General features: G+C 57.7%; 8 protein-coding genes and 1 pseudogene. 5 read left to right on the top strand and 4 right to left on the bottom strand.

Annotation, left to right across the window (positions count from 1 at the left end; all coding sequences use genetic code 11):
- Positions 1–432, bottom strand: a pseudogene (locus Q0510_RS13515) (radical SAM protein); the annotation flags it as partial.
- Between the two features lie 76 nt (positions 433–508).
- On the opposite strand from Q0510_RS13515, the gene Q0510_RS13510 reads away from it, so the two are divergent.
- Complete coding sequence (locus Q0510_RS13510) at positions 509–2,512, top strand: TonB-dependent receptor (RefSeq protein ID WP_298712586.1); 2,004 nt, start codon at positions 509–511, stop codon at positions 2,510–2,512.
- A gap of 187 nt (positions 2,513–2,699) precedes the next feature.
- On the opposite strand, the gene Q0510_RS13505 is transcribed toward Q0510_RS13510, so the two are convergent.
- From Q0510_RS13505 to Q0510_RS13495, 3 genes are all read right to left on the bottom strand, one after another.
- Entirely contained in the window at positions 2,700–4,604 is a 1,905-nt protein-coding gene (locus tag Q0510_RS13505; RefSeq protein ID WP_298712583.1) for an AAA domain-containing protein, read from the bottom strand.
- A gap of 99 nt (positions 4,605–4,703) precedes the next feature.
- The gene (locus tag Q0510_RS13500) at positions 4,704–6,317 is read right to left on the bottom strand and encodes a SusD/RagB family nutrient-binding outer membrane lipoprotein (RefSeq protein WP_298712580.1); all 1,614 of its coding nucleotides are present in this window, start codon (positions 6,315–6,317) and stop codon (positions 4,704–4,706) included.
- A gap of 11 nt (positions 6,318–6,328) precedes the next feature.
- Positions 6,329–9,427, bottom strand: coding sequence for a SusC/RagA family TonB-linked outer membrane protein (locus tag Q0510_RS13495; RefSeq protein WP_298712578.1), 3,099 nt, complete (start codon positions 9,425–9,427; stop codon positions 6,329–6,331).
- Positions 9,428–9,848: 421 nt separating this feature from the next.
- On the opposite strand from Q0510_RS13495, the gene Q0510_RS13490 reads away from it, so the two are divergent.
- From Q0510_RS13490 to Q0510_RS13475, 4 genes are all read left to right on the top strand, one after another.
- Complete coding sequence (locus Q0510_RS13490) at positions 9,849–10,295, top strand: MarR family winged helix-turn-helix transcriptional regulator (RefSeq protein ID WP_298712575.1); 447 nt, start codon at positions 9,849–9,851, stop codon at positions 10,293–10,295.
- 57 nt (positions 10,296–10,352) lie between these two features.
- The gene (locus tag Q0510_RS13485) at positions 10,353–11,672 is read left to right on the top strand and encodes a TolC family protein (protein WP_298712571.1); all 1,320 of its coding nucleotides are present in this window, start codon (positions 10,353–10,355) and stop codon (positions 11,670–11,672) included.
- 30 nt (positions 11,673–11,702) lie between these two features.
- Positions 11,703–12,767, top strand: a complete 1,065-nt coding sequence (locus tag Q0510_RS13480; protein WP_298712568.1) for an HlyD family secretion protein — start codon at positions 11,703–11,705, stop codon at positions 12,765–12,767.
- Positions 12,768–12,774: 7 nt separating this feature from the next.
- Positions 12,775–14,190, top strand: a 1,416-nt coding sequence (locus Q0510_RS13475; RefSeq protein ID WP_298712565.1) for an MFS transporter, incomplete at its 3' end; no start/stop codon positions are given.

Here is a 14,190-nt window from a genome sequence, read left to right as displayed (position 1 = left end):
TTCGAGGTACATGGTGGCGAAGTGCTTGGCTTTATCCTGGGTGCCCATCGAGCCGAAGGCCCAGGCGAGGTCTTCCAGCTGGGAGAAGCGGGACGCTTCGGGCAGGAAGTCGCGTTTGCAGATCCGGTGGGCGAGGGTGGGGTTGTGGCCTTGCAGGAAGGAAACGACGTCGTCGATGGTATGGATGTAATCGTCCTGCAGGGCGATGATGCGCGCCGCGTTGGCAGACAGTTCCGCGCCGGCGGGAATGCGGGCGAAGAGGCTGGTCAGGCCGCTTTTGGAGAACAATGCCACGGTTGCTTCAATGCCCAGGTCGGCCTGAACGGACGGGATGCCCCTGGTATTGAGGAAACCTTTCAGGTAGGCCGTAGCCGGGTAAGGCGTGTTCAGCTGGGTAAAAGGCGGCGTGATGAGAAAGACGGGTGCGCTCAATTCGAAATCGTTTAAACCGCAAAATTAACCCGAAATAATTAAACCCGGATTTTTCCTATTTTACACGTTGCCAATTATGAAAAGAAATATGATCATCGCGGCCCTGGCGCTCAGCCTGCCGGCCGCGGCACAAACGGATACCACGGTGCTGGAAGGCGTTACGGTACAGGGTTATGCCCAGCAGCGCGACCTGTCTACCGTACCGGGGGCGGTGAGCGTAGTACGCGGGCAGGATCTGCAGCGCGTGGCGCCGGGCTCCCTCGTTCCCGCGCTCAATGCCGCGCCGGGCGTGCGCATGGAAGAACGTTCGCCGGGCAGCTACCGGTTGAATATCCGCGGCAGCTCGCTGCGCTCGCCCTTCGGCGTCCGGAACGTTAAAATGTACTACAATGGCCTGCCCTTCACCGATCCGGGCGGCAATACTTATTTAAACCAGTTTTCTCCCATCATATTTTCCTCCCTAGAAGTGCTGAAAGGCCCCGGCAGCAGCCTGTATGGCGCCGGAACGGGAGGCGTGCTGCTGGGCGACCGCCGTTTCGACACGGGCAATGGTTTCAGCGCGGGGTATACCGGTGGCAGTTACGGGAGCCACCTGGCGACGGTGAACGGCACCTGGGGCAACGAGACTTTCCGGCAGCAGGCGGTAGCGTCGTGGCAGGAGTCGGGCGGTTACCGGGACCATACTTACATGCGGCGCTATGTAGCCGGTTGGAGCGGCCGCTGGAAAGCCAGTGAGCGTTCGGCGCTGGAGGCGCATGTGCTGGCGGGGGATCTTTATTATGAAACGCCGGGCGGGCTTACCCTGGCCCAGTTCCTCGCCAATCCCAGGGCGGCGCGCCCTGCCGCAGGGGCTTTCCCGTCCGCTCAAGGCGCCAAAGCGGCGATATACCAGCAAACGGTTTGGGGTGGATTGAAATGGGAATACAAATGGAACGAGCACTGGGAGCATTCCGCCGGCGTGTACGGCGCCTGGAGCGGGCTTAAAAACCCTTCTATCCGGAACTACGAGCAACGCAACGAGCCCCATGCCGGGGCGCGGACGGTAGTAACCTGGATAAAGGGGCCCTGGCGTGTGCTGGCGGGCGCAGAAGGGCAAACAGGGAACTTCCGGACGAGGGTGTTCACGAATAAAGACGGCAACGCGGATGTACTGCAGACCGACGACCGCATCCGCAACGGCATGCTGTCGCTGTTCCTGCAGTCGGAAGTGGTGCTCGAAGGCGGTTGGGTATTTACGGCCGGCCTGAGTATGAACGGCGCCAATACCACGATCCGCCGCGTATCTGAATCGCCGGTATTCCGTTTCGAAACGGATTATGATAAAGAATGGGCGCCCCGTATCGCCGTACTGAAGCAGTTCAGCCCCTGGGCCAGCGTCTACGCGGTGGTTTCCAAAGGCTTCTCGACCCCCGCGGTGGCGGAGCTGCTGCCATCCACCAGCGTCATCAATACCGGTCTGCAGGCGGAGAAAGGATGGAACTACGAAGCCGGGGCACGCGGTGGCAACGGCCATTTCCGTTACGACGTAAGCCTGTTCCGTTACCAGTTGAAAGATGCGATCGTTTCCAGGAGAGACGCTTCCGGAGCGGATTACTTCGTAAATGCAGGAGCCACCGTGCAGCAGGGCGCGGAAGTTGCGGCCACCTGGTTGCCCGCGCATTTCCTGGGGCTCCGCGGCGCGTGGACGTTCCACCATTTCCGGTACGGCCAGTTCACACAGGCCGATAAGTCTTACGATGGCAACCGCTTGCCGGGTACTCCCCAACATGCGCTCGCCGCTTCGGCGGATGTGCGCCTCAGCCGGTCGTTCTCCCTCTTCGCCACCTGGCAGTACAACGACGATGTTTTCATGAACGACGCCAATACCGATAAAGCCGCATCCTTCAACCTCCTGGGCCTCAAAGCCGAATACCGGCTGAAGCGCCAGGGATGGGAGGGGCGCCTCTTCGCCGGCGGCGAGAACCTCCTCGACGAGACCTACAGCCTCGGCAACGACATCAACGCAGCTGCCGGCCGCTATTACAATGCAGCGCCCGGCCGGGCGTTCTATGCCGGCTTCGCCGTTCAGCTGGGAAAGTAAATACGGTGGATAAGTTGCGGCTAAATAAAGCGCCCGACGTATCGCGAAGCGCCAACATGCGATTATCTTTGCAGGGTACTTGATTGGGGCCAATCCCCACAGGTACCTTTCGGCAGCACCTGCTGCCTCACTATATACCACCCGCCACGCTAACGTGTAAACCGCAGCATGGCGGGTATTTTTATGTCTACACCATATATTCCCAGGCGCTTTTGTACGCGTCGTTGGCTTCGGCGTAGGCGATGAAGCCGGCATAATACGGGAGCCTCGACAGCGTAGCACTGTCGCCGATTACCACGAGTTTTTTGCGCGCACGGGTCATAGCAACGTTCATCCGGCGGATGTCGGACAGGAAGCCGATTTTGTTGTCGGAATTGCTGCGCGTCATGCTGATGTACACGACGTCGCGCTCCTGCCCCTGGAAGCTGTCGATGGTATTGACGGAAATCTGTTCGCCGTAGACTTTCAGGCCGGGATGATGATCGAGTTGTTCGCGCAGCAGGCCGATCTGTTCCTTGTAGGGGGCAATTACCGCGATCGAGGGGAAGTTCTCGGGGGGGTAATGCGGTTGCAGCGTTTCCACGAACCCGGCGAGGTGTTTGAAGAGGAATGCGGCTTCTTCGGGATTGGAGGTGCTGGTGCCTTCGGCTTTTTCATCGAACCCGCAGCCGGCGGTATCCACGAAGGCCAGGGGCTCGTCTTCCCCGAACAGCAGGTGCCCCGCCACGGAAGGGTGCGCTTTCAGCTTGTCGTCGTAGAATGCGGTGGAGGAATAGCCCATGATGGTGTTGTGCATGCGATATTGTTCTTCCAGCATCACTACGGATTCGGGATGGCGGTCGGCGAGCTTTTCCAGGAGGGTTTCGGCCAGGCCGTTTTTTGCCGCTTCTGCGGATTTGATGGTAGGCGGCAGCTGGCAATGGTCGCCGGCGAGCACGACTTTATTTCCTTTCAGCGCGGCGATCCAGCAGGCGGGCTCCAGGGCCTGGCCGGCTTCGTCGATCACCACGGTGTCGTACTGCAGGTGGCGGACGGTGTAATGCTGTGCGCCAACGGGCGTGGCGGTTACCACCTGCGTTTTGTCGAGGACGTCGGAAATGATGTATTGTTCCATTTTTTCGACGCTCTGCATGATGTTGCGGGCTTCGGCGAACAGGGCTTTGCGTTGCTCGCGCTCTGCCTTCCCGAAGTTGCGTTTGTACTTATGCGCCATGTCGCGGAACTCGTTGGCCTGTTTGCGCAGGCGGCGGATTTCCTTCACGGAAGCGTGGTTGCTGACCTGCGCATCGAGGGTGATGCTGGTCAGCTTTTCGGATACTTTGACGGGGTTGCCTACCCGCAATACCCGCAACCCTTCGGCGGCCAGCTTTTCGCTGAGCAGGTCTACGGCCGCGTTGCTGGGCGCGACTACGAGGATCTTTTTATCATCGTTGGCCAGCAGGGCGCTGATGGCCTGCACCACCGTCGTGGTTTTGCCGGTGCCGGGAGGACCATGTACCACAGCCACGTCCCGGGCGGATAATATTTTCCACACGGCTTCGTGCTGTGAGGGGTTGAGTTTTTTGGTGGTGAAAGGGTTATGCGGTTTGTCGAATTCCGGCTTTTCCATTCCGGCGAGTACCCGCACCAGGCGGCCTTCAGTGGATTTTTCGGCCAGGGCGGAGGCTTTCTGCAGGGCGGAGAACATTTCTTCGTAGCTGGTATCGTCGAACAGGAGATCGATGCCCAGCTTGCCGCTGTCGGCCCATTCGGGCAGTTCATCGGTTTTGAGGGTGATCTTCAGGCGGTTGCCGCTTTGCCAGCTGATGGTCCCCTCGGCACGGTGCTCCTTCGGGTCATGCTGCGAAAACAGCACGGCGGAGGCGCCGAAGCGGAGCTGATGCGGCACGTCGTGGTGCGTGGTGCGCTCCACTTCCACCGTTAAATAATCCCCGCGGCTCATTTCCGACCCGCGGATGGCGATAGGGTACCACGATAAGCCGTTGGCCCTCCTTTGCGCCACGGGCACACTGTCCGTCTGCTTACGATAATTTTCCCTGTCACCCGACTTTTCCTGCTGCAATAACTGCCGGAGCCTGTTGAAATAATCCATCCCACAAAGGTAAGCATTCCCCGAGCCACGGCCAGCGGAAAGAACGGCGGCGCCCCGGTTCCCCGGAGCGCCGCCGTTATCGGAAGGCTATCAGATAATTTAAGGCTTGTCCCACCACACGGGTTCCGCCATGTAAGTGGGGTTCGAAGCATTGGGATTGGCAGCCAGCACCTGCTGCAGGTTATAATTGACCTCATACGAAGGCACGGCGCAACGGCGCGGCCAGTCGGTGGGGTTGGGATAACCTTCGGGCATTACGTGCGAAGGGCGCTTGAATCCTTTGTAGATGCCGGCAGCCTCGTTGTAGTTGCCGCCCGCATCGGTGCAGAAATTCATGCGGCGCATATCCATCCAGGCTTCCGGGGAATAGCTCAGCGCGATCCATTTCTGGATCATGATAAGGCTCATCGTCAGCTGCCCGGCCGTTTGCGCCACGGAGGTGCTGGCGAGGAACTTGTTGATGGAGTCCGCCGGTATGCTCATGATCGTCATGTGCGAACGGATACCTGCTTTATAGGCGGTGAGCGCTTCGCCGGTTTTGCCCTGGCGGAACAGCATTTCCGCTTCTATGAAGCGCATTTCCGCGTTGGTCAGCAAAAGGCCTTTGCCGCCGCGCTGGGTGTACCACGAACCGGTAGACACGATCTTGTCGCCGGGCTTCGGGGCAACGGGGCTTTTACGCAGCGTTACGAAGCGCGTGTCGCCGGCGGCAGGGCCCGACTTCGGCAGGTCCGACGCCATATCTACGCCCTCGGAACGTACCAGTATTCCGTCGGCATTGGTGGCGCTGGGGATCATGATGGCGGCGCGCGGGTCTTCCATGTTGGCAGCGCCGGAAGGAGCGCCGGTGTAGTTGTTCGTCAGGTAGTCGATGAACAGCTTGGTAGGCCGGTAGTTGTTGTTGATGTTCACGTATTGCAGCGCGGCCTGAACGGTGGAACTGGCGGGCGATTCGTCTACATATTGCATGATCGCGCTCTCGTCATCGGTTTTAGGTGCGTTGGCGAGTACGTCGAGTACGGCCTGCGGGTTGAAGTCCGCTTTCTTGGAAGTATGGAGGAGGAAGCGGGCCTTCAGGGCGTAGGCGGTTTTGATCCAGTCGCTGGCGCTGCCGCCGTGGAGGATGTCGCCTTTGGAGAGCGCCGGCGCCGCGGGGCCCTGGGTCTTCTGGAGGTCGGCGATGCCTTCGTCGAGCAAAGCGAGTACTTTGGCCTGCACATACGCGCCGTCGTCGAATTTAGGCGTCAGCACGGCGGGATCGTCGAATTCATCATAAGGCAGCATGCCGTAATAATCGGACATGTAGCCGAAGCCCCATGCCCTGATCACCTTGGCTACGCCTACGTAATGCCAGGCATCTACCTGCTGCGCCGCTTTGATCATGGGCTGCAGGTTCACGGCGGTGTTCACGTACCAGCTCTGCCAGGGCCATCCCGCAATGGCGGAAGTGGCGGCGGTGGAATTCCAGCGGCTGAGATGGTACGCGGCCAGTGAGGTGCTGTAAATAGTGGCCAGCTGCTGGGTGATGACGCCCGCACGGGTGCCGGCGCTTTCATACCCGTCCACGAACTGGGAGATAATGGGCGCAAGGCGCTGGTCGGCCGTGGGATCGTCTTCCTGGCCAACGTTCGGGTTGTTGTTGATGTCCAGCCATTTGGTGCAGGAAGAAAATGCAATGGCGGCTATGGTGAGAATGCAGATAATCTTTTTCATGTCCCTCAGAATTAGAATTTAACGTTTAAGCTCACACCCAGGCCCGATGTGGAAGGAATCCCTCCATAATCGATACCCACAGAACCGGAGCCGATCACCCCGGCGCCGGCGGCGCTTGTTTCAGGATCCATGCCGGTGTAATTCGTGAAAAGCAGCAGGTTGTTGCCGTTCAGGCTCAACGATGCGTCTTTCACCCATTTCAGCTGCGTGAAGAGGTTTTTCGGCAGGTTGTAGGTCAGCGACAGCGAGCGCAGGCGCATCCAGTTCACTTTCTCCACGAAGAAGGGAATGTTGTTCAGGTACAGCTCGCGGTAATACTTTTCCGTAGCCTTTACGGTAGTGGTGCGCGCTTCGTATTTGTTCGTGGCGGTGTTGAGCGTAACGCCGTTGAACGTGATGTCGGAATCGCGGTTTTCGGTAAGCGTGCTCAAGCCGTTGGACACAAGCATGTATTCCGTACCGTTAAATACGTCGCCGCCCAGGCGGAAGTCCCAGAGGAACGACAGGTTCCAGTTTTTGTACGTAAAGCTGTTGTTGATACCGCCCAGCAGGTCCGGTTCGCGGTTACCCACGTTCTCCGTGGTATTGCCGGAAAGGATGGGATAACCCGCAGCATCGAGGAGCAGGTCGCCGTCGGGCGAGCGCTGCCAGCGGGAACCGCTGATGCCCATGAAATTGCCGCCGTCGAAGGAGGCGGCTTTAGCGTTGCCTACCTGTACATCGGTTACGTACAGGATGGGCAGCGAACCGGGGAGCGATTTCACCCTGCCATTGTTTTTGGAAAAGTTCAGCGCGATATCCCAGTTGAAATCCGGCTTGCGGATGGGATTGGCGTTGAGGATTACTTCGATGCCTTTATTCTCGATCTCGCCGGTATTCACATAGCTGAGGATGTAGCCGGTGGCGTTGGAAACGCGGGGCTGGAGGATCTGGTCGCGGCTGTTGTTGATGTAATACGTGAAATCAACGCCCAAACGGTTGTTTAAGAATCGCAACTCGGCACCGATTTCGGTGGAGGTGGTCGTTTCCGGTTTCATGTTGGGATTGCCGCGCGTCCATTCGTTGCGGAATCCGCCGCCGATGGTCAGTTCAGGCACTTTCAGGTAAGTAGTGGTCTGGTATGCCGGGGCCACCTTACCCACCTGCGCCCAGGAAGCGCGCACCTTACCGAAGCTCAGGATGCTTTTGTTATCCATCAGTTCGGTGAATACGAAACTGCCGCTCAGGGAGGGGTAGAAGAACGACCAGTAATTCTGTGAAAGGGTGGAGGTCCAGTCGTTGCGGCCGGTGGCGCTGAGGAACACCATGTTCTTGTACGAAACGCGCAGGTCGCCGTAAGCGCCTACGAGGCGGGAACGCTCCACTTTCTGCAAAGCGTAACGGTCGCGGCGGTCGGCGTTGTTGATGGTGTATTTATTGGGCAGCAGCAGGTTTTCCGCGCGCAGGGAGTTGGATTTCTTTTTGAAATCTTCCGCCATGCTTCCCACCAGGAAGTTCACGTCCCAATCTTTGCCGAATGTTTTATGGAAGTTCAGCATGAAGTTGGAATTGATGTACTGGTAGTTCAGGTCCGTTTCGGAAACCATACCCCTGAGCCAGGCTTCCTTCACGGAAGATCCCGGGGCGATGACGTTGCTGAACTGCGTCACGTAGTTGTCGATACCGAGGCGGTAAGTGGCATCCAGCCAGTCGGTAATTTTGACGTTGGTGTAAGCCGTTCCCAGCCAGCGGTTGGTTTTATCGCCCTGTGGGTTTCGGTTGAGGATCCAGTAAGGATTTTCGAGGTCGCCGGTGGCGTCCAGGCTGATGTCGGGCAGGAGGCGGATTTTCTGGCCGCTGGCGTCGATCCAGTTGCTCATGCGGTGGTTGCGGGGCCAGATGAGGGCGCCTTCCAGCGCGCCGTTGCCGCCGGATTCCCAGAGGCCGTTAGCCGTAAGGGTTTTAGTAGTATTGGAGTGGGCGAAGGAAGAATTGACGCCGAAGGTAAAACGCCCGATCTTCTGTTCGCCGTTGAAGCGGAGTGTCGACCGCGCGAAGCCCGTCGTGCGCACGATGCCCGACTGCCGCAGATCCGACCCGGAGAGGAAGAAATTGCCGGTTTTGCTGCCGCCGGTGATGGTGAAGTTGTTATCGAAAGCATCGCCGCGCTTGAAGAAATCCCCGAGGTTGTCGTACACTTCTTCGCCCGCGCCGAAGCGTGGGCCCCATGATACGGTGGTTTTATCGGTGAAGTTCCCGTTGAGGGAGGATCCCTGCTTGTAGATGCTTTGCTGGTCGGGGAGTTTGTTCACCCAGCTGTTGGTATAGCGGGAAGTTACGGAGCCGGTAACAGCGCCTTCCTTGCCTTTTTTGGTGGTGATGACGATGGCGCCGTTTGCCGCGCGGATGCCGTAGAGCGCCGCGGCGGCAGGGCCTTTCAGCACGGAAATGCTCTCGATGTCTTCCGGGTTGAGGTCCATTGCGCGGTTGCTGTTGGTGGTGGAGCGGTTGATCATCCCGTCGAAGGCGCTGTTATCGCCCTGGCCGGTGGAGTTGTCGACCGGCATGCCGTCGATCACGAACAGCGGCTGGTTGTCGCGCTCCAGCGAGGTGCCGCCGCGGATCACGATGGAGGCGGAGGAGCCGGGAGCGCCGCCGGAGTTGGTGATATTAAGCCCGGCGATCTTGCCGTTGAGGGAATTGATGAGGTTGGGGTCTTTGTTCTTCATCAGTTCGTCGGCCTTGATGTCTTGCACCGAATACCCCAGGGCCTTGCGCTCCTTTTTAATGCCCATGGCGGTAACTACCACTTCGCCGAGCGCGCTGGCGGTGGATTCGAGGACGATGCGGAGGTCGTTGCTTTCACCCACGGCAACGTCCCTGGACTGGTAGCCGATGAACGAGAACTCCAGGGTTTCGCCGCTGGCCGCCTGGATGGTGAAGCGGCCGGTGGCATCGGATTGGGCAAAACGGGTAGTGCCTTTGATACGGATGGATACGCCTGGCATGGGCGTGCCGTCGTCCGACAGCACGGTGCCGGTAACGGCTTTTTGCTGCTGCGCCTGGGAGATGGCGGGCAGCAACGAGAGTATTAACGACAAAGCCGTTAATAGCCTGAGCATTTTTCTCATGGTAGCTGATTTAGTGTGGTAATGAACTGGTTGACGATTAATGACATAGTCGATTTACATGCTGCTGGCACGAAATGGCGGGCTGCCGGATGTTTTTAAAACAGGGTAAGGCGCGCCCTTCCCGAGGGTTTACCGTTTGTACGTTTACAGTGTGTTAAGGAATAGCGATTTCGATTTTGATACTGATTTCGATTTTGATTTTAAGTCTCCTGAGCTGAATTTTTGATGATTTCCCGTGAAAATGCAGTTCCCTTTACCGGAATAGCGAATTCCAGAACAATATAAGCCCAAAAGCGCTGGATGTCAACTCCCGTGAATTATTTTTTCTTACAGATACTTGCGAATTGCTTACAGGTACTTTACTTTTATTGTAGGATATTGGTTTGATGTTTAACTATTATATTCGTATCTTTGCATTGTTATGATACCATCGAAAGAATTTGAGCATATCCGCGGCGTATTGGACGCGATCACCGGCCTGCGGGCCGCCATGCGGCAGTTCATTTCCAGAATCATCAAGGAAGGCGATTACGACATCACCTACGAAATGATGCAGCTTCTCCTGGTGCTCTGGCGCGGCCATGAAGTCAACCAGCAGGAAATCGCCAACCTCCTTATTAAAAACAAAGCCAGCATCACCCCGCTGATCGATAACCTCTCCAAAAGGAAACTTGTTGTACGTACGGAAGATCCTTCGGACAGGCGCAACAAAATCATCGCCCTCACTAAAGCCGGCCGCGAATTCATGGAAGCCTTCATGCCCGCGCTCGACGATTTCTTCCGTCGTATCGAAACCGACATCAGCCTCGAAGAAATGGAGAAGGTCAGCCAGGTTATCGCAAAAATGCGCCACAACCTTACGCACTGACTTTTTTTGCCTATATGGTTAAATATTTAACCATTTAATGTTTAACGGAAATTCATTATGAAGAAAATAATCACCATATTTCTCATTACCAGCAGCATCCTGGCAGCGGTACCCCTGCACGCGCAGGACTCCATCCGCCGGGTGCTCACCCTCCCGGAAATCTTCCGCCTCACCGAAATGGCCAACCCGTCCCTGAAGGTAGCCGCCGCAGGCGTGGCCGTAGCCCGGCAAAACACGGAAGTAGCAAAGCTGCAACAATTGCCTGCCCTCAATGCCTCCCTCGGCGCGGGGTACATCGGCAACCCGGTCATCATCGACCGCAACTTTTCTTCCGCCACCGACGTGGCCATGCCGCACTTCTCCAACTCCTTCGCCCTGCAGGCCAGCCAGCTCATCTTCAAGGGCCACCAGGTGAAAAACAATATCGCCGCAGCCGGCCTCCGGGAACAACTGGCCGTTCTCAGCCTGGAAAAAAACACGCAGGACATGAAGCTCCTTTCCGCCGGCAACTACTTCGACCTATACAAACTCTACAACCAGCGCAGCGTATATACGGACAACATCGCCCTGGCCAACGAGCGCCTGAAAAACATCCGCCGCATGCATAGCGAAGGGATGGTCACCCGCAACGACGTGATCCGCAACGAGCTCCTGCTCTCCAACCTCCGGCTGGCGGTGAATGTCATCGACAACAACATCAATATCCTCAATAAACAACTCACCACCGCCCTCGGCCTGCCCGACGCGCTCCTCATCCAGCCGGATACCACCCTGCTCGATACGCACCCGCAGGTCAACGGCCTCGCGTATTACCAGTCGCTCGCCCTGGGGCAGCAGCCCGATATCCGCATGGCGGCCAAAAGCACTGAGATCGCGGAAGCGGGACTGAAAATCACGAAAGCGGAGCGGCTTCCTACGCTGTCGGCCTACGCGGGAAATAACCTGTCACGGCCCGTCACCACCGTAAACCCTGTGCTGGATGCCTACGCCAATGGCTGGCAGGCGGGGCTCACGCTCACCTTCAACCTTTCATCCATCTACACCTCCCCGAAACATATCCGGCAGGCGGAACTGCAGGTAGCCCGGCAGCGCGATGCGGAAACGGAACGGATACAGGCGGCAGGCGTGACGGTGAACGCGGCATACGTAAAGCACAACGAAGCCATCACGCAGTGGCATACACTGGAACAGAATATGCAGCTGGCCGACGAAAACTACCGCATCATCGAAAAGAAATACCTCAACCAGCTGGCCCTGGCAGTTGACCTGCTCGATGCCACCAACGCCAAGCTGGATGCGGAGCTGCAGTATACGAACGCGGAGATTAATATCCTGTACACGTATTACCAGCTCCTCAAAACCACCGGACAATTATAAACACGACACACGAAAATAACATAGCATACAATGGCAACGCAACATAACAACAACAGGAAAACGGGACAGCATAAAAAGCGGATGGTCTACATTAATATCGCCGCCTTCGTGCTGATCGCGGCAGCGCTCGTTTGGGTGCTGCGGCAATATTTCCACGTAGGCGACAGCAGTTATACCAACGCCGCGCAGGTGGAAGCTTTCATCAACCCGATCAACACGCGTGTACCGGGTTATATCAAAGAAATCCGTTTCATCGAGCACCAGCAGGTGAAGCAGGGCGATACGCTACTGGTGATCGATGACCGGGAGCTGCAGACCGCCCTCGCACAGGCGGAAGCGGCATATGCCAACGCCCTCGCCGCCAGGACCACCACGGCATCCGCCGTGCGCACGGTAAAGAATAACATCGGCGTGTCGGAAGCGAATATCGCCGGCGCGAAAGCCCGTTTGTGGAACGCGGAACAGAATTACAAACGCTACGAAAGCCTGCTGCAGGATGATGCCGTTACCCGCCAGCAATTCGAGCAGATGAAGACGGAGTACGAAGCGCAAAAAGCAACGTACGAGGCGCTCGTGAACCAGCGCAACACCACTAGCCTGTCTGCCGAAGAAACTGCCACCCGCCTGGCGGTGAACGACGCGGAGATCAAACGCGCCAAAGCGGCCCTGGACATGGCACAGCTCAACATCGGCTACACCGTGGTCACCGCGCCGCACGACGGGTTCGTGGGCCGGCGGAGCATCAACGAAGGGCAATTGCTCCAGGCCGGGCAGCAGATCGCCACCATCGTAACGAGCGAACAGAAATGGGTCACCGCCAATTACCGCGAGCGGCAGATGGACAAAATCCGCATCGGCCGGAAGCTCCGCATCAAGGTTGACGCGCTGGGCGATAAGGAATACACCGGCGAGGTGACGGCCATTTCCGCCGCCACGGGCAGCCGCTACGCCTCCGTGCCGGTCGATAACTCGACGGGTAACTTTGTGAAGGTGCAGCAGCGCATCCCCGTCAGGATTGAATTCACGCACGAGAACACCCCTGAAGACCTCGCCCTGCTGCGCGCCGGGATGAACGTGGTCATCACCCTGGAATAAAAACATCATGAACGCGATATACGACAAAGGACTTTTTCACAAATGGGTACCCCGGCCGCTGGCGCTGTTGCTGATCGCCGTGTTCGAGTTGCCGGTGCTGGCAGCCGCGGGCGTATATACCGGTAATATGAGTGACATGGTGGGCAGTTTTGGAACATATACCGAAGTCATCACCATGGCCAATTACGCCAATGTGATCGGCATGGGCGCCATCGTGCCGGTGATCCTCCGGTTGGAGCGGCGTTTCCGGGGGAAGGAGCTGCTGGTCGGGTGCTTTTTGGTGCTGGCGGCGCTGTCGGTCTTGTGCGCCATGACCACCGATCCGCTGATGATTATAGCGGCTTCGTTTTTCATGGGCATATTTAAAATGCTCGCTTTACTGAAGATGATCCCCGTCATCATGTTCCTCATCACGCCCACGGGCGACCGCGGCAAGTTCTATTCGTTTTATTACACGCTCAGCATCATCACGAGCCAGCTCGTGATCTGGGTCACAACCGGGCTGGCGTACCAAACGGAATGGCAGGCCGTGTATTTCGCGGTGGCGGGCGTGCTGCTGGTCAACGCCTTGCTGGCGGTCGTGTTCATGCACAACAAACGCAGCGCCCGCGCGGTCTCGCTGAAGGGGATCGACTGGTGGAGCATGGCGATCTTTGCAGTAGGGTTCCTGCTGCTGGATTATGTGCTGGTGTTCGCCAAACAGCAGGGCTGGTTCGCTTCCGCCAACATCCGTTGGGCGGCAACAGGGTTCGTGGCGGCGGTGGTGTTGTTTACCTGGCGGCAATTAACGTTGGCGCAGCCTTTCCTGGATGTGCGGGTATTCCGCAAGACGCCCGTGTTGCACGGCTTGCTGCTGCTTTTCAGTTTGGGCGTGTACATGGGCACCGCGGCCATGCAAGCCACTTTCACCACCGGCGTGCTGGGATATGACAACTACACCAATGCCATGTTGTACGCGTGGATGATACCGGGCATCGCGATCGGGGGGCTCATGGGCGTGATCGGGTTTAAGCGCGGATGGCATCTGAAATATTTCATTTTGGGAGGATACCTGTGTTTCATGGCGTACAGCGTGAGCATGTACTTTCTCATGGCGCCAGTGATCGACATCGAATACCTCTACGCGATCAGCGTGGTGAAAGGGTTGGGGATGACGGTGCTGTTTATCGGGATCTGGTATTACGCCATGAGTACCTTGCCGATGGACGAGATGCTGAGCGCGGTGAGCGTGCTGATGGTGGTGCGCACGTTCGTAGGTGTGGCTTTATTCGCCGCGGTGTACTCCTGGGCGCAATACCAGCTGACCTGGCAGAGCGCGGCCAACCTGGCCACGGGGATGGATGCCGTGCCTTATAACGGCGGGATGGCGCTGTATGCGCCCGTGCAGGTGCAGGCCTTGCTGGATGCCACCAAAACCTTGTAC

It is taken from the genome of uncultured Chitinophaga sp. (assembly GCF_937874145.1).
In the GTDB taxonomy this organism is placed as follows: domain Bacteria; phylum Bacteroidota; class Bacteroidia; order Chitinophagales; family Chitinophagaceae; genus Chitinophaga.
Note: the sequence above shows the minus strand (reverse complement) of the source record. Positions and strands in the feature narration are given on the sequence as shown.